Here is a 26,831-nt window from a genome sequence, read left to right as displayed (position 1 = left end):
ACAAATTGTAAAGGGGTGAAACCACTTGGATGAACCAGCATTCCATCAGATCGCTGCTGATGTTTTAAAGGGAGAGATCGACAAATATGAACTGATCATGAACCGCTGCCACAAAGCCATCTTCAACTATTGCTATCACATGCTTGGCGACTATGCCGAAGCCGAAGATTGCACACAGGAAGCTTTTTTGAAAGCTTATCGCAATCTATCTAAATTCGAACCGGACAAGCCCTTCGAAGCCTGGCTGTACCGCATCGCCTCCAACCAGTGCATCGACTACCTCCGCAAGCGAAAGCTATCCCGATACCTCCCCTTTCTGTATCAGAAGGATCAGGATAACAGGCATGTCGATCAGGTCATCGAGCACAAATACTACAATCCGTCCGTGCTCAGTGCGCTGGCCAGGCTAACCGCCGAGGAAAGAAGCCTGCTCATCCTGCGCTGCGTCGAGGACAAGAGCTATCACGAGATCAGCCTTATTTTGCAACAAAGCACGACCTATCTTAGGAAAAAATTTCAGCGGGCCGCAGCCAAGTTCCGCAAACATTATGCCATGGCCGAGGGGGAAGAAACGAATGAGCATGGACAACGACCAGGACCTGAAACCACTCTTTCAAAGGGTTGAGCCGCTCGGGGCGGCCCTCCAGGAACGCGTCATGAACCAAATTCGGAAAAAACATCTTAAAAGGGAGCGATTTTTCGTGAAAAACAAAGTGAGCATTCTCTTAATTACCGGCATGCTGCTTACCGCATCGACCGGTTTCGCAGCAGTAAAGTACCACTCTTTAACCAACGGCAAGGGAGAGGTAGTCTATGAGGAGAAATCGAACGCAGAGTCGCCTTCGCGTAAGGACTATTCAAAAGAGGAACTGAACCGTATACATCTGATGAACACCATCTGGGACGAACAGATCATGCCGGGCGAAGCCGCCATCATTTATGTCGTACCGGATAATCCGAAGCATGCCATCGACATCAAATCCACTCCACATGCCGTCAAGGATTTCGCCAAGCTGCAAAGCATGGTGAACGTGCCCGGTTTGCCGCTGGCCAAGGAGCTTTCCGGTTCGGGCACATACACGTTCAATAACGCCAGCGTGCACATGGAGCGCGAGACTGACGTGAACCCGCTGACCGAGCAGGAAAAAGCCGACATCGCCAAAAAGCTGCTTGAGAAAGCCAAAGCCTCCGGGAAGGACTACGCCCTGATGCCGGTGAAGTTCACCGATCAATTCTGGCTTTCGACGGTATATTATGCCAGCGGCAATAAAAAAGTCTCCCTTACCATTCTGAATAACGGGGACCACGGAAGCGTGACTTCCTACTGGGATGAGAGCACGGGCATGACCAGCCGGAAAATCGAGATCAACGGGCAGGATGTGCTGCAAAAAACGTGGAACGGCGGAAACTCGGCGCAGCTGGCACAGCTGGACTGGGTCTATGAAGAACCAACCACCGGACATCACTACATGTTTTCGCTCAACGCTACCACGGGTGACATCGCTGCCGAAGAGCTGATCCGCATCGCCAAGACGATCATTCCAAAGGCGGATTCCAAGTAAGCAGCGTTGTGTCACTTGGCTTAAGGCCGTCATAATCATAGCCAATCGTAATCACCAATATGGCTCTTTTTCGTAGGAACGCTGTAAAAATGAAAAATTATACAAAAAAGCCGCCTGATTCGTGTCGGGATCCGGGTACGAATCAGCGGCCGTGCTTGAGAAGGGCTGACCTTTCGCCCGGCTTTTGCAACTATAACCAAGGATATGAAAAAGCAAAGAGAGACGCCGCTCCGGCGTCTCTCTTTTGTGCTGCCATGTTCCCCAATCCCATCCGGGGCAGTACCCTTACTTCTGCTCGATCTTATCGAAGAAATTCTCCTGAACCAACTTGGCCGTATCGTCCAGCTGTTTCTTGGAATCCGTGCCTTCCTTCGAGAACGATTCCTGCACGACATTGGACATCGCGGCATAATAATCCTGGGTGCCGAATTGCGCTTCCGGCTTGCCTTCCAACAGGCTGAAGAGCTGCGGATCATATTTGTAGACGTTGTCGTACTTATCGTAGATGGCTTTCACCTTCGCGGCATACTCGGAATCATCGCTGAAATATTCCAGCGGGGTCGGAACAAAGTATTTGCCTTCGGCTTTGCGGGCATTAATCGTATCTTCCACCGATTTCAGCGCATCGTCCGTAAAATAATCAAACGTGATGTAACGGAATGCCATTTCCTGCTCTTCCTTCGTGGCATTCGGGTTGATGACCAAGTAATTGCCGCCCAAAATGCCGTGATGTGCTCCGCCTTTCTCCATCGCAGGCATCGGATACGCAAGCACATCCTCAGGCTTCATGCCCCCTTCATTCAATGCCGGCTGGATCACGTCAAATGCGCCCGCAATGACCATCGCCGTACGTCCCTGCTGGAACGAGCTGACGGCATCGCCCCAACCAAGGGCCCAGTCCTGCGGAATGGCATTCGCTTCCCATCTCAGCTTCTTGTAGAAGTCCAGCGCCTTCACGCCGGCTTCCGAGTTAAACACCGCTTTCACTTTACCGTCTTCGTTCACTTCAATGTCCCCGCCAGCTTCAAACAGGAAATTGGTCCAGTTCCAACCCGCTTCATTGCCTTTACCCATCGGCGCGATTCCGGAAATGCCGGCCTTCGGATCTGCGGCGCCCTTCGCTGTGTTGTACATGTCGTCCCATGTCCAATCCATTGGCGGAACGGGCACGCCCTTCGCATCCAGGAGCTTCTTGTTCACAATCGTTGACGTGATGTACCCGTTCTGCGTAACGCCGTACACCTTGCCGTCCACGATGAATTGATCCTGCAGCACGGGGTTCATGTCGTCCTTGTACTCCCAGTCGTTCCAGAACTCCGTAATGTCGGCCACCCAACCCCGCTCCACGAGCAGCTGTGCTTCCGTAGCCCAAGTGTTATAAAACGTCGGTGCTTCGTTCGAAGCCATCTTGACCCCAATTTCGTTGACGCTGTACTGCCAGTCATCCTTCACGATGGTCACGTTCGGATATTTCGCCTGGAAACGGGCGATTTTATCATCCTCCTGCTGACGCAGCGTTGTGTCATCCGGCAGCGGATAGTGGATCTTAATCGTTATCTTTTGATCCGCGATATCCTCTTTCGGTTCCTCTGTCTGCGTTGTAGTCGTTCCGCCCGAATTGGCGGTCCCTCCGTCTTTATTGCCGACCTCCGGCGCTGCTTTGCCGCCGCCGCATGCGGCGAGCAAGGAGCTGAACAGCATAAGGCAGATCAGTAGTGCTGAGAACTTGCGCATGGATACTCCCCTTTTCCTTATTGAAATAATAATGTCCTTTCTTATCTCCATCATAGAATCGAAACCCGGAAAGGACGATGTGCATTCATATGACGATCATGTGCAGGGCTACGATGCTGTACACGCTGCCCTATCCTTTAACGGCCGAGAGACTGACGCTGCGCATAATGAATTTCTGGAACACCAGAAATACGAAGATCGGCGGCACCATGACCATGAACAGAATCGCGAATTTCACGCTGCTGTCCAGGCTCCTTGCGTTGATGACATATTTGTAGATGGCCGTAGCCAGCGTGTACTTGTCCTGCGTCTGCATGACCAGCGACGGCCAGAACCAGTCATTCCATGCCGTGGAGAAAATAAAGATTGCCAGCGTTGCGAAGATCGGAACGGACAGCGGAACGGCAATCCGCAGGAAGCTGCTCAACTCCGAAGCGCCGTCAATGCGAGCTGCCTCGAAGATCTCCGGATGAATGCCATCGAAGAAGTTTTTGATCAGCAGGAAGAAGTATGCGTTCGCTCCGGCCGGCAGCCAGAAGGCCCAATAGGAATTCAGCAGCCCAAGCTCCTTCAAATTGACGAAGTTCGGAATCATGTAACTCGACGCCGGAATAAACAAGGTCATGAGAATAAAGAAATAGATGGCCCGGTGATAGGGAACCCGGATCCGGGATATGCTGAATGCCGCCAAGCCCAGTACCAGAATCGTCACCAGCAGATTGCCGCCAAAAATAAGCAGCGTATTCTTCAGAAACATCGGCAGATCGATGTATTCCCACCCCTTCGGGAAGTTACCCCAATGCCATTCCGACGGAAAAAAGCGCGGCGGAAACGTGTTGATCTCCTGATTGCTTTTCAGCCCGTTAAACATCGTCATGCCGATCGGGTACAGCATCGTAAAGACCATCACCGCGATGCACAGCACCATAAACCCGTATACCGCCTTGTTCCACGGTTTTCTCAAATCCGAAGCGGACAGTATGCCTCTCTCTTTCATCCTAGTACTCCTCCCTGTTCATCTTGAATTGCAGGATGCCCAGCAAACTCAGCACCAGAAACATCAAAATGCCCATAGCGGTTCCTGCCCCGTAATCCAGCTGGTTAAACGCGTATTTTACGGTTAGAAGCGCATAGGTGAGCGTGGCCTTGTTCGGTCCGCCATCCAGCATCGCAAGCTGCGACTGATACGCCTGCGAAGTGCCGATCAGCTGCAGAATCAGCATAAGCATAATCAAATTGCGCATCGAGGGGAGCGTAATGTATTTAATCCGGGCCCATACGCCCGCACCATCGATTTCGGCGGCTTCATACCAATCCTTCGGTATGCTGAGCACGCCGGCCAGATAGATCAGCATCGCCGAGCCGAATTGCTGCCATGTCTCCATCACGACAAGCGACACCATGGAGAAACGGCTATCCGAAATAAACGATACCGGTTCTGCCCCGAAGAAGCCGAACAGGGCGTTGATCGGACCTACCGGGTCATACATCCACCTCCACATGCCGTAGAGCACGACGCCGGGTACGACAAACGGGAGATACGCCGCAATCCGGGCGAAGCCCTGGAACAGCTTCAGCTCCGAGATGGCGATGGAGGCCGCAATGGGCACCCAGAAGCCGATGACCAGCGTTAACAGCATGAAATACAATGTATTTCGAACGGAAAGCAGCAGGTCGGGATTGCTCAGAACGTTTGCATAATTATCAAACCCGACGAAGGTGTTTCCTTTTACGAAATCGATATGAAAAAAGCTGTAAAAGATCCCTTTAAAGATCGGCACCCACAAAAAGACGATAAAGATCGCAATCGCCGGAACGAGGAACAAATACCCCCATAAATACTTCTTCCACAGCGGCTTGCGCTTATGCTCCTTTCGGGTGCGATGACCGGGCTCGATCCGAGCCTGGCCTTGCGGCATGGCCGTTTCTTCCATCTGACTCCCTCATTCCTTTATTAAATGTCCAGCTTTAATTGTAAAAAGGCGGGGAGTCTTCGAACATGTCTAAAACTATGTGAAGTATAACCGTTCTTACTTCTTTAACTCGCTTGGGCTGACGCCGTAGTATTTTTTGAAGATTTTGCTGAAATGCTCCGGGGATTCATAGCCGACTCGCTCCGCGATTTCGTATCGGCGGAGATCCGTGCTCAGGATCAGAGACCTGCTCTCCTCCATCCGCAGCTTCACGACATACTCCCACAGGCTGCTGCCGGTATATTTTTTGAACAGATAACTCAAATAGTTCGGGCTTACATGATTGCTCTTGGCTACCTCGTGAATCGTCAATCCCTTCTGGCGGTAATGCTCTTCGATATATTGCCTCGTATTCTCCACGATCCGGTTGCTCTGGCTCGAGAGCACCTCCTGCGACGTCTCCTGGGCATAGTTATGCCAATTGAAATCCCCGTAATAAAACACATGGAAATCATGCAGCTGCTCGCTCCACAGCATCGCTTTGTCCGCCTGACGGCTAAGCACGCTCAAAAATTCCGGCCCCCTCAATATTTGGCTGATCCCTACGGTACAGCTTCGTTTCAGGTACAGCTCCACATGGTGGTGCAGGCTCCGGCCAATCATCTCCAGATGGTGGATCTTGCCGCTCGCATGCTCCTCCATCTCCTGCTCGCTCCATTGGAGGATGATGTTGATGTCCCGCTCCGGCGAATAGAATACGAAGGTGTGCGGCTCCTGCTCCAGCAGCTCCTTGGCAATATTCAGCGCGGCATATTGAATCAGGTTTAGATCTTGCCTGGAAAAAGAAGCGCCGCTGTCTTTCGTTAGGCCCAGCTTCATCTTGATCACCGCAAAATAAGGACCGATCAAGCCCAGCTCCGACTCGTCTAGACCGACCAGCTCCGGCTGATCCAGCTCCGTAGAGAGCCGCTGGTTCAGCCGCTCTATTCGCTCGGACGGAGGCTCCTCCATCCGAAAATGCTCATTATCGGCCATGAGAAAATGCTCCACCTGAGGTGCCGGTCGTTCCATCTTGAGCAGCACGCTGCGGACCGAATCCAGAAACTGCTCGCTGTTCAGCGGTTTAATCAAATAATCCTTGGCTCCGAGCTGAAGCGCCCGCTGCGCATATTGAAATGTTTCATGGGCTGAAATAATGATCGTCTGAACCCACGGCTTTACGATCTTTGCCTGCTGCATCAGCTCAATGCCGTTCATCTCGCCCATCTGGATATCGGTAACCAGCAGATCGATATCCCCCATCCGTATGTAATCCAGCGCTTCCTGCCCGCTGTAGGCCGTAGTAATCCCATCGATGGCTAGGCCCGAGGACGTTAACAGCCCGGCTAAGCCCTTGCAGATCAAAGGTTCGTCATCTACCACCAAAACGTTATACATCAGGAAACCTCCTGTCCGGTTGCGGTAATGGTTGCAACTTCTGTTCGGGGGATCGTAATGGTCACACGGGTTCCCCCTTCTTCTCTTGGTTCATATTCCAGCCCATAGCGGCTTCCAAAATGCAGCCGGATCCGCTCCTGGATATTGCGGATGCCGTAGCCCAGCGAAGGGTCCGGCGCTTCACTATGGAGCAGCCTGTGGATGGACTCGTAGTTTACGGGGCGGAAGCCGTTATCTTCAATGACGAGTAGGCAGTGTCCATCCTCCAGATGTCCTGAAATCCGAATGATTCCATCCTCGCCCATATTTTTAATGCCATGAATAATCGCGTTCTCCAGCAGCGGCTGCAGCGTAATCTTCGGCACATGGTTCACCAGCAAGGACTCGGGCACTTCCCAGCGGACGGTAAACTGATAGTCGTAACGGTTCAACTGAAGATTGATATAAGCCCCCGCATGCTCGAGCTCTTCCCCGAGCGTGATAAGATCCCGGCCCCGGCTGAGACTGATCTTCATCAATTTGGACAAATCCTTGATCATCTCGGCTGACTCGGTATTGCCTTCCATCGTGCTCTTCCAATAAATGCTTTCCAGGGTGTTGTACAGCAAATGGGGGTTAATCTGCTGATAAAGCAGCTGCAGCTGCGCTTCCTTCTGCTTCAGATCCATACGGTATTTGTAGTGGATCAGATCATTCAATCGGCGGGCCATGTCATAGATCGTGGAGATGAGGACACTGACTTCATCTTTTCTGCGCCTATAGGGGGTTTCCGGCACAACGTTCCCCGGTTCGTACCTTCTCACGAAATGCGCCAGCTTCTGGAGCGGCGTCATCAGCGACTGCCAGAAGTAAAAAACGATAATGAGCCCCACGGCAAAGTAAGCGATGGAGATAACCTGGATGACGCGCTTCATCTCGCTTTGCTGGGCGAGCAGCGTTTTGACGGGCACCTTGTAGACCAGCTTCTGCTGAAGCACGTAGTTATAATCGATGACATAGATAAAATCCGACGTAATCACGTCCATGACACCGATGGTGGAATGGCCCGGATCCGCTTCAGGCGGCAATTCAAGCCTTCCTGCCATGCCTTGTACCGACGAAGTCAGGATATGGTCGTTCCAATCGGTAAAATACAGTTCCCCATCCGGTATCGATACCGTCGATAACGACTCGCCGATCCGCGCGTCCAGATTGGTTACGACCAAAACGCCGATGGTACCGCCCCGATAAATATTGTTAACGGCCCGCACATAGCTTAAGGTCTCTTGATCCTGGCGTCCTTGTACCGGCGGTGACAAATTCGCTATGCGCTTGAGATACCCGTTCCCTTTCATTGCCACGGCTTCATCGAACCATGCCGGCTTCTCCTTCTCGTCGGAGAAAAAATACACCCCCGCTTTTCTGCGGTCAGGGTAATAGGGAGCAAAGAAGTAGCTGTTGTCCGGGTCGTACACATAGAGCGAGTAATAGACCGGTTCGCGTTCATCCGTCTCTTGGGAGAAGGACAACAGCATCTTTTCAAGCCGCTCGTAGTTTTTGACGCGCTCCAGAACGGTGCCCTCGGCAAAGGGATCCAGCTGCTGGATCTGCGAATTTTGGATGACCGTGGAGGTTACTTTGTTAACGGTTTCAATATCACGGTTAATCAGCTTGAAGTTCTGCTTGTTCAGTTCGATATAAGCATTGGTCACATGACGCTTCAGGATTTGACCGGCCATGGAATTCCCGTAGGCATTTAGCGCAAACAACGGGATGACCAGCACCAGGAACAGCAGAATCATCTGCTGTTTGATATTCATGCGTCCCAGCGGATTTTTAAAGCGGTTCTTCATCGGTCCTTGCACCTCCGGCTTTCTCAAGCATAGCAACAATCCAGCGGCACCAGCGTAGTCATTTCTACGCAAATGATGCGTATTTTTACGATGAGGCAGGAAGTCACAAATTCAACTATTAACCTCGGGTCGGGGGATTTCCTGCTTACTAAGGCTAGCATGCCAGTTGTTAACTGACTTTCCATGAGCAAATTTGCCTGATAGGTAAGTAAGATCCAGTATGCATTACAGCCAAATTGAATAACACCCCCATGTCGGACCCTACCGGACCCAACATAGAGGTGTTCATATGCAAATTCCTTTAGAAGGGAAAGAACAGCGGCAGTACCGCCATCATGACCATGCCAATCACCAGTTGAAGCGGCACTCCGACCTTCACGTAGTGGCTGAATTTATAACGGCCTGCCGACATGACGAGCGCGTTCGGCGGCGTGGAGAACGGTGATGCAAAGCACATGCTCGCCCCAATGGAGACGGCGAACAGAAACGGATACGGGCTGGCTCCCATCTGGATCGCAGCCGAGAGTGCAATCGGCGCGAATAATACGGCGCAGGCCGTATTGCTGATGAACAGCGTCAACAGCGAGGTGGTGAAGTACACCCCTGCCAGCAGGGCAAGCGGGCCATAGCTGCCCAGCGAATGGACCAGCATATCCGAGATTAGCGTGGCGGCTCCCGTCTTCTCGATGGCAATGGACATCGGAATCATGCCGCCAATGAGCACAATGCTCTCCCAGTTGACCGTCTTATAGGCCTCCTCCATGTTGCGCACGCATCCGAACACCACCATCAATACCGCAGCAACCATCACGGAGGCAACCGCCGGAATCCATTCGGTCACCAGCAGGATCACCATCAAGAGCATGATCCCGGCCGCAATCGGCGCTTTGTGGTCCATCGTCAATTTGCGCGACTCCTCCACGGGCTGCCCTACCACCACGACATCCGTTTGCTCGGCAGCCAGGAGGGCTATATCCTTCCAGGTGCCCTGAACGAGCAGGGCATCACCAAAGCGCATTTTCTCCTCCTTCAGATGATGCAGAAGATACTGTTCTTTTCGTTGAATTCCCAAAATGTTCACCCGATACTTCTCGCGGAAGCCCGAATGCTTGACGAGCCGGCCAATCAGGCGCGAGGACGGCGTCAGCATCACCTCGGCAATGCCGACGTCACTCGTGGCGTACTGCGACTCTTCGGCACGTTTCCGATGCTCGGGTACACGCTGGTCCAGCATGACAAGCCCATACGTCTCCGCAAGCTCCGAGGCCCGCTCGAACGGGCCGTTCACATACAGAATATCGTCTTCCTCAATCACGGTCTCGGGACCTGCGATCTCCTGGTTGATCGTTTTGAAGAATTGATTCTTGGCCGACATTTTACGGCGGATTTCAATGACGTTAATCTCGAACTTCGCCGGAATGTCCAGCTCCCGCAATGTCTTGGATCGAATGGAGGAATCGGCTCCGACCTGAATCCGATACAGGTTCTGAGTCAGCTGATACTGTTTGGCAAGTTCTCGAAGCGAGCGCCCGCCCTGTTTACCTGCTCCCCCTTCTTCATCGCTGGGAAGAAAACGGCGAAGGAACAATATCGCGATGATCCCCGTTGCCAAACACACCAGGCCGATCGGCAAAAAAGCAAAGAACGACAGCCGTTCGTAACCTACGTTGATCAACGTCTCCTGAATCACGAGATTCGGCGGCGTACCGATTAACGTAAGCATGCCGCCCAGGCTGCTCGCAAAAGCAAGCGGCATCAGCAGCCGCCCCGGATTGATCTCTGCGCTGAATGCCAGGCTGACAACAATGGGCAGCATCACTGCTACCGTGCCGGTATTACTGACGAATCCGCCAATGAGCGACGTCACCAGCATGATCATAATCAAGAGCCGGGTCTCGCTTCCGCCGCCAAGCTTCAGCAGCTTTCCGCTTGCCATCTTGGCTAATCCGGTCTGAAAAATGCCGCCGCCCACAACAAACAAACCAATCATCATGATGACAACCGAATTGGAAAAGCCCGAAAGGGCTTCAGCCGGACTTAAAATGTCCGTTAACATCAGTACCATCAACACGCCGATCGCGACCAAATCCGACCGCACTTTCCCCGACATGAACAATGCGGATGCCACGGCCAAGACAGACAATGTAACGATCATCGGTCCATTCATTCCTAGTTCCCCCTATATTGCCCTATCTATGTTTCTTCCAAGATTCGACATTCAACATCCCTTTCCCTGCCACTTTCATGCATCTCCACTCTCCATCCTGTCAGGATCTGGGTTCAACTTCTGATCTGATGTCAAACCATTCATGAAAGGAAATGATGTCGTATTGTACCACCTGCTTGGAGTTACTCATGTTAGAAACATCACACCGCTGTGCAAGTGCATCCCTAAACCTATATCTCCAGCATGTTCTCTATTGGGCCGTCAACCAAACAGGGGAAATCAAATGGATATCTCTCCTAGGCCATCACCGCAACCGGTAATCACAAAAAAAAGCTGCATCGGCTCCTTCCAGCCGGTGCAGCTTGCTTATGGAATTACAGGTTAATGAATGCGGTACGCAATTTGGTGCTGTATTGAACATCAAAACCTAGACCGGATGCAATCACGGCGAGCGGAACGTAGGTTTTATCTTCTTTCCCTACTTTTTGCAGGAAAGCCGGCGTATCGATCGGTACAGCCGTTCCGTTAACTTGAACGGTTTTGGCGCCAATCTTCACCACCACCGTCTGATCTCCCAACGTAATCGTTGCACTGGACGTTTTATTTTCCCACTTGGTCGTCGCCCCCACAGCATTTACGATATCCTGTATCGCTACGTAATTCAGGTTATCGCGAAGGATCGGCTTATACGGCGTGTTCAGCTCCTGCCCCTTCACGATGATACGCATCGGCTGCCCCTGTTCTTGAACAGCGGGATTCTTGTAGCTGCCCCAGATCGTCTCTGCGAACACGCTGGCCATCGTCTCGTATCCATATTGGTTCGGATGAATATCATCTTTCAGGATATGGGTCATCGTCAGCTCGGAGCCCACGAATTCCTTCGCAACATGGGCCACCTTGATATCCACGCCCTGAGACGCAAAACTGTCAGCTACGCCTTCCACCAGCTTCGTAAACTCTCCAGATGCTGCAAGCAGTTTAGCGTATGCGACCTCGTCAGCGACTTTAGGCACCGGGTTGTACTGGTCCGCCACCACGATTGCGGCATCCGGATTGATGGCTTGCAAGTTGGTAATGACGGATGAGACATTATCGGTATAGATCTTGAACAGTTCCTGCATCTTTGCTTTCAGCTGTTCGTCGCTTAATGTTTCCACGGTACTGACCAGACTCATCATGTCATTGCCGCCGATGGTAATGGTAATCAGATCCGCATTGGCGATAACCGGCTTGGCTTTCGCTGCGTCAGCACCAATCTGCTTGGTGCGCGGATCGATGCCGCTGAGCCCCGGCTGCAGTTCCTCCGCCGTAATCGCGCGTTCATCCAAGACGGCCTTGACGTAATGATTCAGCCCATCGGTTTTCAGGCCGCCGATCCCCAGATTCGTTACCTCGGTCCGGCCGTGGAACAAACCCTGCTCATACAGCCGGTCAACAAAACCGTAGGGCTTGCTGTTCAGATCCATTCCCGGCTCATACCCAACGGTCAGCGAGTCCCCCAACGCTACAATATGATATGTATCCTTGGCTGTAATCTCATCGGCATAAGCCGGCGCAACGCCCGGTCCAACCAGTGCCACCGCGAGCGTCAAGGTGCCGGTTACTGCCGCCAGCCCCTTCTTCCATTGTTTGAACATGCCTTCACTCCCTTAACGTCAATTATCTTGATACAGCCTTATTTTACCACCGGCAACCTGCGAATGGTACCGAATCAACCAGGAGGATAAGGTTTCATGATAAGAAAAGTGAATAAATAGCCGAGGGAGGTAACTCCAAACCAAGCAAATATTCCAGGCGTGGATGCAAAATACAGGCTTGGCAGGATCGACCATCCAAAGGCAACCAGCAGCAGCAATCGGTATGAGTACATCACCGCGAGCATCGCCAAAGTGGCTGGAAGAAACAGCATGACGAACGTAGTTAAGGCCGGTTTCCAGCTGATCTCATCGGAATAGGGGTTGAAGAAGATCAGGATGCACCACAGCATCATGGAGGCTGCCCCTGATGCGCCTCCCAGAACATGATAAATTTGAAGCCGAACTCGCACCGCGCTCTCCCCCTATGGACAAGGTCAAACCTCGTGACTCCAACTTGAGCCATCTTGAGCATTGTTATCTTGGCTAGTTATCATAAAAAAAATGGACAGCTCACTCTATGCTGTCCATTCCTGATTCGGCCTTTAATGAATAGATATGCGCCCGCTTCGGAATCATCCCTTAAAGCGTTATCAAGCTTCTTCACCTGAATCCTCAGGCTTATCCTTCTTAACTGCCTTCTCCATGTACTTGTCATAGCGATCATCCACTTCCTTCGCCATGCTGCGGTATTTCTGCGTCTCCTCCACAATGGGATCGAGCTGCGTCTGAATCCGGATCTCGTATTTCGGAGAGAGAAGCCTGCGCTCCTCCTTCTCCCGATCCTTCTTCTGCATTTCACCGTCCGTTAACATCTCGCTGAGCTGGCGCTCCAAATCCTGATCCGACTTCTCATTCATCGTAAGCACACTCCTTTATCAAGCGGTTGTAAGTGATCTGCATCCTCTGTTGTCCCGGGCCTTTAGCGAACCAAAGCTTCGCCCGCGTCCTTTAGTGTATCCAGAAAACGCTGATGAATCAGCCCGTTGGTTGCCGCCAAATGACGGACCGACAGGTCGTATGACTTTCCTTCCGTATCGGTTACTTTACCGCCGGACTCCTGAACCAATAGCGCGCCTGCGGCAACGTCCCAAGCACTCAAGCCGTGCTCCCAGTATCCGCTGAGCCGGCCGGCAGCCACATAAGCAAGATGAAGCGCAGCGGATCCGCCGGCTCTTACATTACGGACCATCGGCAGCAGCACCTGCAGCTCCGCCATATTCAGCGGCAGGTTGACCGTGCTGTCCAGCGGGAAGCCCGTGGCCAGCAAGCTGTCCGACAATTGATCTTCCTTGGAAACATAGGTAGGGTTGCCGTGAACGTAGGCCCCTTTTCCTTTTTCCGCAACAAACAACTCGTCCCGGGAAGGGTCGTAAATAACGCCGACAATGACTTCTCCATGATTAGCCAGTGCAATCGAAACGGAGTAAAACGGAAATCCATGAACATAGTTCGTCGTTCCGTCCACAGGGTCGATAATCCAGAGATACTCTTCGTCCTTGGCGTCCTCGAGTGCCTTCGCGTAGGCATCGGTACCCGGGGCAACCCCTTCTTCTCCAAGGATCGCATGATCCGGAAAGTGCGTCAAAATCAGCTTGCGGATCATCTGCTCGGCACCTTTGTCCACCTCGGTTACGATATCCTGTGCCGAAGACTTGGTGCTCAACTGCTTGACGGTACCGAGCTTGCTCTTAATCCACTCACCCGCTTTGGCGGCGCAATTAATGGCAACGGCGGTGTAACTCTTACTGCTGACAACATAAGGAATCTTTTCATTCTCGTTCAAAGCACTCACTCTACTTTCTATATAAATCTAGTGATTTTTGACAATCCCTACATCCTATTCAGTCATTGTAGTAATCGAAAGGGCAGCTAAGCGAAATTTCCGCCTATTTCAATAAAAGTCCGTCCTATGCTGTGCACCTGAATGCTTGGCGAGAACGAACTTTTTTATCCGATGTCATGTGTTAAGGGGAATCTCTGTTTGGATACTTCCAACGTAACCCAAAATCCATCAACTTGCAAGTGTTAACAAGCTCATCTTATCGGGTTAAGGGTTCACTTGGATGGAGGCACCGTCAAGAATGGTTACGCCCTCTGCCGTATAATCTCCCAAATCCTTCATCAGATCAAACAAAGCGCCGTCCTTCATCTTTGCTTCAATCATAACGTCCACCTTAGGCGTAGCCCCCGCAATATTTCGTAAAAACGCCAGCAATGGCACGACATCCACCCCATCCGCATGGCTGCGGATATCGGTAGGGCTCTTGGGACTGGATACGTGAATCTTGGGCGGCAGCGGCTGCGCCTCGTCCGAATCCGCCTGCGCAAGCGGCGTCTCCCAGGTGCGAAGAATATCCGGCCACAATTCCCAAGGCGCCTCGCCATCGTTGTTGACCCACTGATGGTGGATATCGAGCACCATGGGCAGCCCCGTTTGCTGGCATACGGCCAGCGTTTCCTGCGCCGTAAAGGTTTTGTCGTCATTTTCAAGAGTCAGCCGTTCCTTAATATGCGGTTCAAGCTCATGGAAGTGTTCCACGAATCGGGCCGAGGCCGAAGGCTTGTCTCCATAGGCGCCGCCGATGTGAATGTTATTTTTCATGGAAGCAGGCAGCTCCATCGCCTGCAGCATATGGACGTGCGACTCCAGATCACGGATCGAGTTGACCAGCACCTCAGGACGCGGCGTGCTCAGCACCGTGAAATGATCCGGATGAAAAGATACCCGCATCCCGTATTTTTTCACAAAATCCCCAATGCCCTGAAAGCCTTCCCGCAAAGCCGGGAACGGATCCCAATCCTGCATATCTTGATGCGTGGCCAGCGGAATCAGCTTGGACGAGAAGCGGTACACCTTGATATCGTGAGCCGCGTTATGCTTCAGAAGCCGAAGGGTATTATGTAGATTCTCATTCGCGATCCGCTCCAGTTTGTGCAGGCCGGCCTCACGGTCATTCAGCTTCATAAAACTCTTCATGGTCATCGTCTTGGAAGGAGAAGCATTCTGCACAACCGTGGACATGGCTACATAACCGAAACGAACAATCATGCATGGTCTCCAAAAAACATTTCGTGAGCGAGTGCTGTCTGTACGCGTGCTTCCTCATCGGTCAATTTGCGAATCAGCTGCAGCTCGACCGAAGTGACCTCGCGGCCCTGGAAGTTAATCTCCGATACGCACGCGGTGATCAGGACGATCGCCACCGCCTGGTTATCCGGCGTATAAGCAATGACCTTCTGTCCTGTCGGAAATACCCGAAGGCCATCCTTCAGCATTTTGCCGCGGCCGTATTCCAGCAGCTCATAGAGCTCCTGCTCACTCTTAAACTTACAAACGGAATTGAACTCGGTTTGAAATCCCATATCACGTATCTTCCTTTCATCCCAAAATATTAGACTCAAGGGGAGCCGTATTGAATAGCGCGGACTCCCCCTGGTGTTTCATATCCTATTGTGACGGCTTACGCCTGATTCTCATAAATTAGGGATTGCTTACGGTTGTACCGCTCAAGGCCCAGCTCGATCATCCGGTCAAGCAGCTCGCGGTAGGATACGCCCGTTTCCCGCCACAAGAGCGGGTACATGCTGAACGGCGTAAAGCCCGGCATCGTGTTCACTTCATTGATCAGAATCGCGCCGTCCGAGCGGCGGACAAAGAAGTCGGCCCGCGTGATGCCGCCGCCTTCAATCGCTTTGAACGCGGTAATGGCGAGGTCGCGCAGACGATCAGCCGTATCCGGTTCGATTTCGGCCGGAATTTGCATTTGTGACTGTCCATCCGTATATTTAGCCGCATAGTCGTAGTATTCACTGGAAGAGACAATTTCACCCGGAACGGATGCCATCGGCTCATCATTGCCGAGCACGCTGACCTCCACTTCGCGCGCATCCACGAACTCTTCAACGATGATCTTGTCATCGAACCGAAGCGCGGATTCAATCGCCGCCTTAAGCTGCTCCCGATCCTTAGCCTTGGATATCCCAACGCTTGAACCCAGGTTAGCCGGCTTGACGAAGCTCGGGAATCCGAGTTTGTCCTCGATATCCTTCAGCACTTCATGCTGGCTCCGCTCCCACTGGGTACGATTGAAATAACAGTACTCGCATTGCGGTAATCCCGCCTGGGCGAAGAGCTTCTTCATCACGACTTTATCCATCCCCGCTGCCGACGCAAGCACACCGGTTCCCACATAAGGAATGTCCGCCATTTCGAACAGTCCCTGAATCGTTCCGTCCTCCCCGAACGTCCCGTGAAGCAGCGGGAACATAATATCCACCGTCTGCGTCTCTTGGCCATACAATCTGCTGAACACGGCGTTCAGCGCTGTTTGCGTGCCATCCCCTTCAGCCAGCTTCAATTCTTCCAACTGGGCAAAAGGAGCCGACAGCTTGCTGCCGATTCTCCATGTACCCTGCTTGGAAATATAAAACGGAACAATCTCATATTTATCAAAATCAAAAGCGTTCATGACCGCGAATGCCGTGGATAATGACACCTCATGCTCGCCGGATTTCCCCCCGTATACTAAACCTACCGTTAATTTATCCTGTCCCATGTTAACCTCTCTCTTGTCCGTATTGCAGCATGACATGCTGTCATCTTAAAAATAATCGGGGATATGATAAAACCGATATTCGGTGTTATCGTTCCAAGCGTAGGAATCCCGGTAGTCCCAATAGCGATGACGGCTGGACACCGTATGCGCATTAACCAGCGGCATGCCGCCCGCGTCAAACGCCGTGACGATGGTGCTGTGCTGAAACGCGCCGTCACCGTCCCAGTCGTACACGATGACATCCCCCAGCATCAGCTGCTCGGGACGCTCCACCTGCTCGGCCCGCAGCCCCGAGGTACTGGCGTTCAAATAATGCGCAAAGCTGTTCGATACCGCCCAGCTGTAGCTCCACCATTCCCGTTTGTTTACGTATCCCTTGTACCACCATCCCGTTTCTCTTTTACCAGTATAGTGGATTGGAGCTTTGCCTGCAAAGAGGCACTGGGAGATATAATTCGTGCAATCCACGTCAAATTCCTCAAACTCCGGATTCCCGGAATCCCACCAACGGTCGGCATAAGCAGCTGCGGCTTCACGCTCGTAACGGCCGGACCGCGGGCTGCTGCCGGCGGCGTATACGCGGCCGTTCATAAAGGGAATGGACGGCTCTCTTCCGGCCCCATCCGAGCCTGCTGCCGGAACATCGGTTCTTTGCAGGGGATGGCGTTCATCCTGCAGACGTTCGATGCCAACGATCAACCACGCATCCCCGTCCCGGATCAGCGTCAGTCGCTCCCTAAAAACCGTATCTTCCCGGTGCGTCATCCCTCTTTTTTCATAATAAAATACGCTGTGGAGCCGCACGTCCGCGATCACATCATCCTCCGTTTCCCTCAGAATACGCAGGAGGCGGGCACGAGTCTCGCTCTTTAGCGGCGTAACCTCCCGCTGCGCATACCACGACTGCAGCCGAAACTGCCTTTCTCCTCTCTCTACCAGGAAATTCAGATCCGCTACAATCTGCTCTTTCAGGCCTGAAGAATAGTCCACGCGATTTTGGTTATATTGATTGACGTAAATATATAGAGCTTGCTTCCAAGGCTTCTCTGCTTGCTTCAGACTGTTCATCTACTCTCCTCCTCTAACCTTGCCTTTCACGCTGTTCCCTATCACAACTATATGAAGAAAATGTTCAGGCTATGAACTTCGGTCAAGAGAATACAGAAACACCGGGATTACAGCGACTGCATTCGGATAAAAAACGGGCTTGTTTTCACCTTTTTGAAATACTTTTCTTCTATAAAAAATGCTTTACGCAGCGAGTTGAAAACGGTATACTTAAGGTAGTTAATTTATGAAATTAGGTTTCATCTAGTGAAACCACAGGATTTAACTCAAACTGTTTTTATTCGATTTATGAAATGACTTAAGGAGGTTCATCAATGCCAGCAAAGGATCAATTCTCCATCTCCCGCAACCTAGAGGTGGGCGGTAAAAGTTACCGTTATTTCAGCCTGCAGGCGCTCGAAGAGCAAGGATACGGCAGTGTATCCAAGCTTCCTTTCTCCATTCGGGTACTGCTGGAAGCAGCTGTGCGTCAGTTCGACGGACGCGCAATTACCGAAGATCATGTAAAACTCTTGTCCAAGTGGAATGAAGGACGCGACAACAACAAGGAAATTCCGTTCATTCCTGCCCGTATCGTATTGCAGGACTTCACCGGCGTTCCGGTTGTCGTAGACCTTGCAGCTATGCGTGACACCGTTAAAAAATCCGGCGGCGATCCTAAACAGATCAACCCTCTCGTTCCGGTTGACCTCGTTATTGACCACTCCGTCATGGTTGACGCTTTTGGTACCGACCAAGCTCTGGAAACAAATATGAAGCTTGAATTTGAGCGAAACGAAGAACGTTACCGCTTCCTCCGCTGGGCTCAAACGGCATTCAACAACTTCCGCGCAGTTCCTCCGGGAACGGGTATCGTTCACCAGGTTAACCTGGAATACCTTGCTTCCGTAGCAGCTACGAAGACGGTTGACGGCGAAACGCTTGTTTTCCCTGATTCCCTCGTAGGTACGGACTCCCATACAACCATGATCAACGGTCTTGGCGTTGTGGGCTGGGGCGTAGGCGGTATCGAGGCGGAAGCCGGCATGCTTGGCCAACCGCTGTATTTTGTAACGCCTGAAGTTATCGGCTTCAAGCTGACAGGCAGCCTGGCAGAAGGCGCTACTGCGACTGACCTTGCCCTCACGGTAACCGAGCTTCTCCGCAAGAAAGGCGTTGTAGGCAAATTCGTAGAATTCTACGGACCTGGCCTGGCTAACATCAGCCTGGCTGACCGCGCCACGGTGGCCAACATGGCTCCGGAATACGGCGCTACCATCGGCTTCTTCCCGGTTGATAGTGAAACGCTGGCTTATCTCCGCAACACGGGCCGCACCGATGAGCAGGTTGAACTCGTGGAGAGCTACTATAAAGCGCAAAACATGTTCCGTACGGCAGATACGCCGGACCCTGAGTTCTCCGATGTGATCGAATTGGATCTCGCTTCGGTTGTACCGAGCTTGGCTGGTCCGAAGCGTCCGCAGGACCGTATCGAGCTTACCAACATGAAACAAAACTTTAACGATATCATCCGCACGCCAATCGACAAAGGTGGATACGGCCTCAGCGATGAGAAAATTGCAGAAACCGTTAAAGTTAATCATAAAGACGGCTCTACCAGTGAGATGGGAACGGGTGCTGTTGTTATCGCAGCCATCACCAGCTGTACGAACACGTCAAACCCAAGCGTTATGCTCGGCGCAGGTCTCCTGGCAAAGAAAGCCGTTGAACGCGGCCTGACAAAGCCCGGCTATGTGAAGACCAGCTTGACTCCAGGTTCCCTTGTCGTAACCGACTACCTCGAGAAGTCCGGTCTCTTGCACTACCTTGAAGCTCTCGGCTTCTATGTTGCAGGCTATGGCTGTGCAACTTGTATCGGTAACTCCGGTCCATTGCCGGATGAAGTGAGCGAAGCGATTGCCGACAACGACATGACGGTCGCTGCCGTATTGTCGGGTAACCGTAACTTCGAAGGCCGCGTGCATGCTCAAGTCAAAGCCAACTACCTGGCTTCGCCGCCGCTGGTTGTAGCTTACGCCCTGGCAGGCACAGTCAACATCGACCTGCAGAACGAGCCGATCGGCTACGATCCGAACAATGAGCCTGTATATTTGAAAGACATCTGGCCAACGAGCGCGGAAATCCGCGAAGCAATCGGTCAAGCCGTTAGCCCTGATGCTTTCCGTGAGAAGTACGAGAATGTGTTTACCGCCAATGAGCGTTGGAACAAGATTCCTGTTCCTGAAGGCGAGCTGTACGAGTGGGACGATCAATCCACTTACATCCAGAACCCGCCATTCTTTGAAAGCCTCGCCAACGGCCTGAACGACATCCAGGACATCAAGGAAGCGCGCGTGCTTGCTCTCTTGGGCGATTCCGTTACAACGGACCACATCTCCCCAGCGGGTAACATTGCAACGAACAGCCCAGCCGGCAAATATCTGAGCGACCGCAACGTGGAACGCAAAGACTTCAACTCCTACGGCTCCCGCCGTGGTAACCACGAAGTCATGATGCGCGGTACCTTCGCTAACATCCGGATCCGTAACCAGGTAGCTCCAGGTACGGAAGGCGGCGTAACCACTTACCTGCCAACGGAAGAAGTGATGTCCATCTATGATGCTTCAATGAATTATCAAGCAGGCGGACAGAACCTCGTCGTTATCGCAGGTAAAGAATACGGCACAGGAAGCTCCCGTGACTGGGCGGCAAAAGGTACGTATCTCCTCGGCGTCAAAGCTGTACTGGCTGAAAGCTTCGAGCGTATTCACCGCTCCAACCTTGTGGGCATGGGCGTTCTTCCGCTCCAATTCCAGGAAGGTCATGGCTGGAAGAGCCTTGGTCTGAACGGCCGCGAGACATTCGATATTCTAGGCCTCAGCAACGACGTGAAGCCAGGCCAGGAATTGACGGTTGTCGCTACGCGCGAAGACGGAACCCAATTCGAGTTCCAAGCCATCGCCCGTCTCGACAGCATGGTGGACGTGGACTACTACCATAATGGAGGTATCCTCCAAACGGTACTGCGTCAAATGATCGCATCGAACCAATAAGGTCTTCCTTACAGGCGCTTTAGCCTTAGGAACAAATCCCCATCATCCACTAGTGATGATGGGGATTTTTGTTATGATCTGGTACTTCCCTCCTGAATATTGGATATTCCGTTTCGAATGGTGCCACGGAGGTTAATTGGTAAAAAACATTAACGGAAATCTATATCTAGGAGGAAGGTACCTATGATCAAAATACATACGATGGCTTCGTTCCATTATCAATACCAGCGGCCGCAGCCGGTGGCTGCGCCCAAAAGAGAGGAATCGAAGGATAAACCCCTCACCTTTCATGAGATCCTCAATCAGAAAATAGAGGAAAAGAATATGAAGCTGACCTAAATGATGCTTACCTATTATATAGATGAGCCGCTACGACAAAAGGACCGTTTCCCCAATCGCCAAGATTGTAGGGAACGGTCCTTTTTGATTCTAAAAAGCTGTATCACATGGAGTCGCCCGGTCATTCAATAACTTATAGTGATGCTGTCCGCACTCCGGCAATAGAATGAATATTATATCATCATTCCCATTTCCCGTGCCGCCTCCATCAGGATGGGCGCATGTTCGCGGAGCGTTTCCGCTGACAGGCGGGTGACTGGCCCTGACATCGACAGTGCTGCCGCCACTTGACCATTCCGGTCGAAGATCGGTACCGATACCGCAGCAGCCCCAGGCTCGCGCTCTTCGATGCTGATCGCGTATCCCTTCTCCAATATTTCGGCCAGCTGCTGCCGGTAAACGATGCGGTCGACAGATTCCGGCCAATCCGGCGCATTCAGCAGCTCCTCCTGATCGGCCGGTGGCGCAAAGGCCACCAGAACCTTGCTGGAGGCGCCCACGGACAGCGGCAGTCGTACTCCGACCTGGGCGACCCGCCGAATGCCCTGATTGCTCTGAACCGCTTGAATCCGAAGACGATCCGAACCGTCTCTTAAATACAAACTCACCGTTTCCCCAAGGCGATCCCGTAAGGCTTCCATCGCGGGCAGAAGGCGAATCGCCGGGTCGTCGCTTTGGGACAGATGCATGGACAGCTCCCATATTTTCAAGCCGAGCCGATATTTCTCCGTCTCTTTGTTACGCACAACGAATCCTTTGTCTTCCAGCGTTGTTAGCAGTCGATGGACGGTGCTTTTATGTAATCCGATAAGGGTAGAAATCTCTGTGAGGGCAAGTTCACTGTCTTTCGTAAAACACATCAATATATCAAGTGCCCGCTCTACAGCACGCACCGTTAATTTACGGTCTTCCATCCCGACCAGCTCCTTCCTGTTTCATTCTATGAAACCTGGTTACAAGAATTATATGAGAATTCTTCTCAAAAGTAAACCATGGAGACAGGGACTTTACAGTTGTCTTACAATCTATGGATTTGCATTGACTTTATAGGCTTCCGGGCATACGATTATTATAATTTCAACTCTTTCATGTTAACGAAACATATCCAGACTATATGGTAAGGAGGGGCCACTTATGAGCACAACGACTGGTAGTAACGCCCCACTCTCCCAATTAAATGACACGCCGGCCGAGCTGTCGACCGGCTTGGTTCGTTTAAAGCATATTATATTAGCGTTGTTATTATCTGTCGTTTTTTTTCTCGTTTTCTGTTTTATTGCGCTTCATGCCTATATTGCTTGGGTTTTGTCGAATCCGACGGTTGCTCCGCTCTATTCCAATCCCAAGCTTGCTAAAGATATGAATTACGAGAATGTCACGTTCCACTCCATTGACGGCAAACGAAATATAAATGGATGGTATATACCGGCCGAAAATTCTTCGAAAACCATCGTGCTCAGCCATGGTTACGGCGCCAACCGGGAGGAAACCTGGGTACCGATGTACGATATCGCCCACTACGCGCACAACATGAATTTTAATGTGCTCATGTTTGATTACGGCTTTGCCTCCCAGACCAGCAAGGAAGTGGCGACCGGTGGCAAAGAGGAGAAACGCCAGCTTCTTGGAGCCATTGAACATGTGAAGCAGCGCGGCGCGAAGCAAATTGTCGTCTGGGGCTTCTCCATGGGGGCTGGCACCGCACTGCAGGCAGGGCTTGAGACCAAGGATGTGGATGCCATGATTCTGGACAGCGCCTTTTTATTGGAGCCGGACACGCTTTATCACAATATTCACAACCAGATTAATCTCCCGCGCCATCCTTCCCTGGAGATTCTGGAGCTGCTCTTCCCGGTGCTTAACGGCACAAGTCTGGATCAGATCCCTTACAATGAGGTGAAGAAGCACGATTATCCGTTCCCGACCTTGTTCATCCACGGAACGAAAGACGATAAGGCACCTTACCCGATCGCCGAGAAGATTGCTTCCAATCAAACCCATACGGATTCGGATTCCTGGATTGTAGAGGAGGCGCATCATGAGCTCATCTTCCGTGAGCACCCTAAAGAATATCTGCGCAGAGTATCCACCTTTCTAGGCAAACTGGAAACTCCGGATGAATCCTAATATTTTTAACAAATGCACTCACTATTAAAATAGCCATTCATCATACGATCCATCTCCCCCGCTGCTTTGATGCAGCGGGGTTATTTTTATTTCCCCCTCATAATACAGGCCGCCATATGAATATAGTGTGTTTAGTGAACCTGATACTGGAGGGAACGGACATGTTATTTATTTACGGAGCGAAGCTCCCGGTACGATTACTCGAAGAGATTCGCTATTGGAAACATCAGGAAAGGAAGCATACTGAACTCATCAAAGCCATTGCGCCGGATCTGGAGCCGGTCTATGTCAAAATGCTGGATCAGTGGGCGGTGGTGTTCGCTGATACGGAAAAAGCAGCAGACGAACTTTTGCGCCACATTCTCCGTTATGACGGACCTCCTTCGCCTCAAGTACTGACCCAAGTCGAGCAGCTGCTGCGCGCTTCCTGCGAGCAGTCCAGAGAGTTCATCCGCCAGCTCCACGGATTGAAGGAGAATAGCGAGGCCATTCGGAAAGTGCCGCTCGCCGGCACGGTCGTGCATCATGTGATTCGAGAGTCCGAATACTTCCTGAATACGCTCGAGACCCTCAACTCCGCCGGAGCACTGGAAAGATTCATGGATGTAGAGATGCCGATGCAATCGATGACGCTTCACGAGGCCGCCTCCCCTCCCCCATCTCCCCCTGAGGCTGAATTGTCCATTCAAGGTATGGGAGACAGCGGCAAGGCCGTACCGATTGGCGGGCACCGCCTTCCTCCACTGCCTTACGCTTATAATGCACTGGAGCCTCATATTGACGAGAAAACCATGCGGATTCATCACGACGTCCATCACCAAAGCTATGTCGATGGTCTGAACAAGGCGGAGAAGAAATTGGAGGAGGCCCGAAAAAGCGGCGATTTCGAGCTGGTGAAGCATTGGGAACGCGAGCTGGCTTTTCATGGTGCCGGCCACTATCTGCACACGATCTTCTGGAACATTATGAACCCGAGGGGCGGTGGCGAGCCTGGCGGTGAGCTGGCCCAACAGATCAAGAAGGATTTCGGAAGCTTCGATCGCTTTAAAAAGCACTTTAGCGAGGCGGCAGACAAAGTGGAAGGGGGCGGCTGGGCGATCCTTGTCTGGAGTCCACGCAGCCATCGACTTGAAATTTTGCAGGCTGAGAAACATCAGAATCTCTCCCAGTGGGATGTCGTCCCTCTCCTGGCTCTGGACGTATGGGAACATGCCTACTACCTTAAACATCAAAGTAAACGCAAGGACTACATCAAGGATTGGTGGAACGTGGTCTACTGGCCGGAGGTTGCAGAGCGCTTCAAGCATGCCAGTAAGCTGAAATGGAAGCCTTTTTAATTCAAAGCCTTGCTGGGCTGCTTCATATTGGTTAATATTGGGTATGATGTCTATAGCCCTCCTTACTTCCCTTATGGAGTTTAAGGAGGGTTTATCAATATTCAGGGGGTGACTCATGAACCGGGCACTTGGTCATGAGCCCCGAATTGGACAAGATTATTCAAGCTAAGGAGTAACCCGAGCCTATTGTTAGGTCTTTTTTACCACATATCTGGTTATTTATTCGGTTGAACGCTCCCATATGCTGGATTATGATATGACAGTAAGCTTGATAAGCAGTCTCTGCATTGCCTAAGGCGAAACGAAGAGAAATGATGGCTCCATGTAAGACTGCAAGATTCAGCGCGCCTGTAAGAGCAGAACATCACCACTGAAGGGATGGGTCAGTGTGAAGAGTAAGTTCCAATCACGTGTTTTTATTTTTACTTTTGTGCTTATCATTTTAATAGTTGGAGGATGCCAGCCAGTGAACAATAACCAAGCCACTACAGACGACAGCTCGGACGAGGTCATAACGAAGGCTAAAACCACAGCCGTTCAGCATTTTAAAGAGAAATACAACTTGGATGTAGAAATTACCAAGGAAGAGATGATGCCTTCTATCGTAGCGGACAAAGTCAACCTCGAAGGGTTTGTCGTAGATCATCCTGAACAAACCTTTAAAATATCCGTTGATTTCAACACAGGCGAGACATCCAACTTCGTGATGAACCCGGAGCTCAGAAAAGCGATTAAGGGTGAGTGATGGGTTGTGCTGCCTTTTGGCTGTAGCTACAGGTTCTGATCCTGCTGAATGTTAAGGAGGGAGTATATTTGAGTTCACCGCAAGTGGATGACGAGACATACCGATTGATGTCAGAAGCGGCTTATCTCGATCTGAAAAAAGAAGATACCGTTGAGGACTTGCCTGGATGGGAGGTCCTTGAGGACTATAAGAGCAACAGCATATCAGGTTTTGATGCGGTAACTTTCTACAACAAGGAAACGAATCAGGCCGTTATCGCTTACCGGGGCACCGAGGCAGGCGAAGACTTATCCCATGCCCTCCCCGATTATTTAGCCGATGCGGATATTGGCATTGAAGAGATCAAAAGAAAGATTCCGGAATTTCGGCCACCTTGGGCGGACCATGTAGACAAAGTCAAAGAAGCCACGGGGATTAACGATGTCACGGATTGGTTCGGTGAACAATCGAGGAAAATCGATAAAAAAACGGATATATTAGGAACCAACCAATTGTATCAAGCCGAGGATTATGCGCTGGAAATGAAGGAGAAATACAAGGGCGTTGATTTCACCCTCACGGGGCACTCCCTGGGGGGAGCCAATGCACAATATGCTGCCGCCTATACGGGCATGTCGGCTGTCACCTTCAGTGCTCCTTCGGTCATCGGGAGCCTCTCCCCTGAAGCCAGAAGAAAGGCAGAGAACGGGGAATTTGACTCTCAAATCACTAATTTCGTCCATCCTGGCGACATTATTGGCAGCGGTGCGCTCGGCGGCTTCGATGGCCACGTCGGTTCAACCTATTACATAGACTCCAGTTATAAAGACGCCAATGACGGGCTTAGTATAAAGGAAAAAATTGATAATACACTGGGCGGCCCCAATTATCATCAGCTTGACCGCTATCGATTCGAGGATGGTTACATCTCAAATCCTCTGTACGACGGCGCTACCGACAAAGCCGTTGATTCGCCCAGAATACCTGCCCATGGCAGTCTCTTGTTCGGCCTGGGTGGGCCGATGAGCCATTTAGGCTTAGGTTTAGGCGGCTCCGTCGGAGGCTCCTCCGGAACCATTCAGGTGACCCCTGCCGAGCTGCGAAGCGTAGCCGAGAAATGGAGAGCACACGCCCATCAAAGTGATGCCGAAATCCAAGGAATCCGGCAGCGTCTCTCCAAATACATGTTCTCCAGCCACAGCAGACGTCTGCAGCCGATTGTCCAGCAGCTGGATACATCCATCATGTCGATGAGTCAATGGCATCTGCAGCATACCACCGACATCGTTCAATACATTAAATTCAAGGCGGATTTATTTGAACGGACAGACAACAGCGGGTAAAGATCAATACAAAAGCTACCGGG

The 26,831-nt window shown here is 51.6% G+C and carries 23 protein-coding genes; 8 read left to right on the top strand and 15 right to left on the bottom strand.

The genetic code is table 11. The annotated features are described in order from the left end of the window. The first annotated feature begins 25 nt into the window (after positions 1-25). Together OHJ21_RS24580 and OHJ21_RS24575 are read left to right on the top strand one after the other, a co-directional pair. Positions 26-625, top strand: coding sequence for an RNA polymerase sigma factor (locus OHJ21_RS24580; RefSeq protein ID WP_486021408.1), 600 nt, complete (start codon positions 26-28; stop codon positions 623-625). Further along, complete coding sequence (locus tag OHJ21_RS24575) at positions 576-1,562, top strand: DUF4367 domain-containing protein (protein WP_486021407.1); 987 nt, start codon at positions 576-578, stop codon at positions 1,560-1,562. The genes OHJ21_RS24580 and OHJ21_RS24575 overlap by 50 nt, the downstream gene beginning before the upstream one ends. Before the next feature lie 285 nt (positions 1,563-1,847). Here OHJ21_RS24575 and OHJ21_RS24570 read toward each other — a convergent pair whose 3' ends face one another. The 14 genes from OHJ21_RS24570 to OHJ21_RS24505 all read right to left on the bottom strand — a co-directional run bounded on the left by OHJ21_RS24570 (position 1,848) and on the right by OHJ21_RS24505 (position 17,906). Further along, the gene (locus OHJ21_RS24570) at positions 1,848-3,296 is read right to left on the bottom strand and encodes an ABC transporter substrate-binding protein (RefSeq protein WP_486021406.1); all 1,449 of its coding nucleotides are present in this window, start codon (positions 3,294-3,296) and stop codon (positions 1,848-1,850) included. Between the two features lie 130 nt (positions 3,297-3,426). Beyond that, the gene (locus tag OHJ21_RS24565) at positions 3,427-4,293 is read right to left on the bottom strand and encodes a carbohydrate ABC transporter permease (RefSeq protein WP_486021405.1); all 867 of its coding nucleotides are present in this window, start codon (positions 4,291-4,293) and stop codon (positions 3,427-3,429) included. A gap of 1 nt (position 4,294) precedes the next feature. Then, complete coding sequence (locus tag OHJ21_RS24560) at positions 4,295-5,230, bottom strand: carbohydrate ABC transporter permease (protein WP_100540200.1); 936 nt, start codon at positions 5,228-5,230, stop codon at positions 4,295-4,297. 96 nt (positions 5,231-5,326) lie between these two features. Further along, positions 5,327-6,646 carry a response regulator transcription factor gene (locus tag OHJ21_RS24555; protein ID WP_326119880.1) on the bottom strand — a complete coding sequence of 440 codons (1,320 nt, stop codon included), beginning with the start codon at positions 6,644-6,646 and terminating at the stop codon, positions 5,327-5,329. Continuing rightward, the gene (locus OHJ21_RS24550) at positions 6,646-8,478 is read right to left on the bottom strand and encodes a cache domain-containing sensor histidine kinase (protein ID WP_326111945.1); all 1,833 of its coding nucleotides are present in this window, start codon (positions 8,476-8,478) and stop codon (positions 6,646-6,648) included. The genes OHJ21_RS24555 and OHJ21_RS24550 overlap by 1 nt, the downstream gene beginning before the upstream one ends. A gap of 301 nt (positions 8,479-8,779) precedes the next feature. Next, complete coding sequence (locus OHJ21_RS24545; protein ID WP_486021404.1) at positions 8,780-10,645, bottom strand: SLC13 family permease; 1,866 nt, start codon at positions 10,643-10,645, stop codon at positions 8,780-8,782. A 374-nt stretch (positions 10,646-11,019) separates the two neighbouring features. Beyond that, complete coding sequence (locus OHJ21_RS24540; RefSeq protein WP_486021403.1) at positions 11,020-12,282, bottom strand: SGNH/GDSL hydrolase family protein; 1,263 nt, start codon at positions 12,280-12,282, stop codon at positions 11,020-11,022. A 74-nt stretch (positions 12,283-12,356) separates the two neighbouring features. After that, a complete protein-coding gene (locus OHJ21_RS24535) occupies positions 12,357-12,692 on the bottom strand; it encodes a hypothetical protein (protein ID WP_486021402.1) in 336 nt (111 codons plus the stop codon). Positions 12,693-12,872: 180 nt separating this feature from the next. Then, complete coding sequence (locus tag OHJ21_RS24530) at positions 12,873-13,139, bottom strand: hypothetical protein (RefSeq protein WP_100540194.1); 267 nt, start codon at positions 13,137-13,139, stop codon at positions 12,873-12,875. A gap of 62 nt (positions 13,140-13,201) precedes the next feature. Continuing rightward, entirely contained in the window at positions 13,202-14,065 is an 864-nt protein-coding gene (locus OHJ21_RS24525) for an inositol monophosphatase family protein (RefSeq protein ID WP_100540193.1), read from the bottom strand. Positions 14,066-14,329: 264 nt separating this feature from the next. Further along, positions 14,330-15,331, bottom strand: coding sequence for a UV DNA damage repair endonuclease UvsE (gene uvsE, locus OHJ21_RS24520; RefSeq protein WP_100540192.1), 1,002 nt, complete (start codon positions 15,329-15,331; stop codon positions 14,330-14,332). Next, entirely contained in the window at positions 15,328-15,645 is a 318-nt protein-coding gene (locus tag OHJ21_RS24515) for a hypothetical protein (RefSeq protein WP_006208215.1), read from the bottom strand. The genes uvsE and OHJ21_RS24515 overlap by 4 nt, the downstream gene beginning before the upstream one ends. A gap of 98 nt (positions 15,646-15,743) precedes the next feature. After that, entirely contained in the window at positions 15,744-16,838 is a 1,095-nt protein-coding gene (locus OHJ21_RS24510; RefSeq protein WP_326111954.1) for a D-alanine--D-alanine ligase, read from the bottom strand. 45 nt (positions 16,839-16,883) lie between these two features. After that, complete coding sequence (locus OHJ21_RS24505; RefSeq protein ID WP_394058270.1) at positions 16,884-17,906, bottom strand: amidase domain-containing protein; 1,023 nt, start codon at positions 17,904-17,906, stop codon at positions 16,884-16,886. A 314-nt stretch (positions 17,907-18,220) separates the two neighbouring features. On the opposite strand from OHJ21_RS24505, the gene acnA reads away from it, so the two are divergent. Together acnA and OHJ21_RS24495 are read left to right on the top strand one after the other, a co-directional pair. Further along, on the top strand, positions 18,221-20,938 hold the full coding sequence (gene acnA, locus OHJ21_RS24500; RefSeq protein WP_486021401.1) for an aconitate hydratase AcnA: 2,718 nt from the start codon (positions 18,221-18,223) through the stop codon (positions 20,936-20,938). Positions 20,939-21,121: 183 nt separating this feature from the next. After that, complete coding sequence (locus OHJ21_RS24495; protein WP_165789747.1) at positions 21,122-21,277, top strand: hypothetical protein; 156 nt, start codon at positions 21,122-21,124, stop codon at positions 21,275-21,277. Between the two features lie 173 nt (positions 21,278-21,450). Here the strand turns inward: OHJ21_RS24495 and OHJ21_RS24490 are convergent, their stop codons facing one another. Next, positions 21,451-22,191 (bottom strand): IclR family transcriptional regulator, encoded by a 741-nt coding sequence (locus tag OHJ21_RS24490; protein ID WP_071220874.1) that lies wholly within the window; start codon positions 22,189-22,191, stop codon positions 21,451-21,453. Between the two features lie 220 nt (positions 22,192-22,411). Between OHJ21_RS24490 and OHJ21_RS24485 the strand changes: the two genes are divergently transcribed. The 4 genes from OHJ21_RS24485 to OHJ21_RS24470 all read left to right on the top strand — a co-directional run bounded on the left by OHJ21_RS24485 (position 22,412) and on the right by OHJ21_RS24470 (position 26,808). Then, positions 22,412-23,404, top strand: a complete 993-nt coding sequence (locus OHJ21_RS24485; RefSeq protein ID WP_100540188.1) for an alpha/beta fold hydrolase — start codon at positions 22,412-22,414, stop codon at positions 23,402-23,404. Between the two features lie 161 nt (positions 23,405-23,565). After that, positions 23,566-24,741 carry a Fe-Mn family superoxide dismutase gene (locus OHJ21_RS24480; RefSeq protein ID WP_100540187.1) on the top strand — a complete coding sequence of 392 codons (1,176 nt, stop codon included), beginning with the start codon at positions 23,566-23,568 and terminating at the stop codon, positions 24,739-24,741. Positions 24,742-25,207: 466 nt separating this feature from the next. Beyond that, positions 25,208-25,486, top strand: coding sequence for a hypothetical protein (locus tag OHJ21_RS24475; protein ID WP_076325901.1), 279 nt, complete (start codon positions 25,208-25,210; stop codon positions 25,484-25,486). Positions 25,487-25,554: 68 nt separating this feature from the next. Next, a complete protein-coding gene (locus OHJ21_RS24470; protein ID WP_486021400.1) occupies positions 25,555-26,808 on the top strand; it encodes a Tle-like phospholipase domain-containing protein in 1,254 nt (417 codons plus the stop codon). Positions 26,809-26,831: the final 23 nt, after the last annotated feature.

The organism is Virgibacillus sp. LDC1 (assembly GCF_025792345.1).
GTDB lineage: Bacteria > Bacillota > Bacilli > Paenibacillales > Paenibacillaceae > Paenibacillus_AQ > Paenibacillus_AQ lautus.
This window is presented reverse-complemented; position numbering and strand designations above follow the sequence as displayed.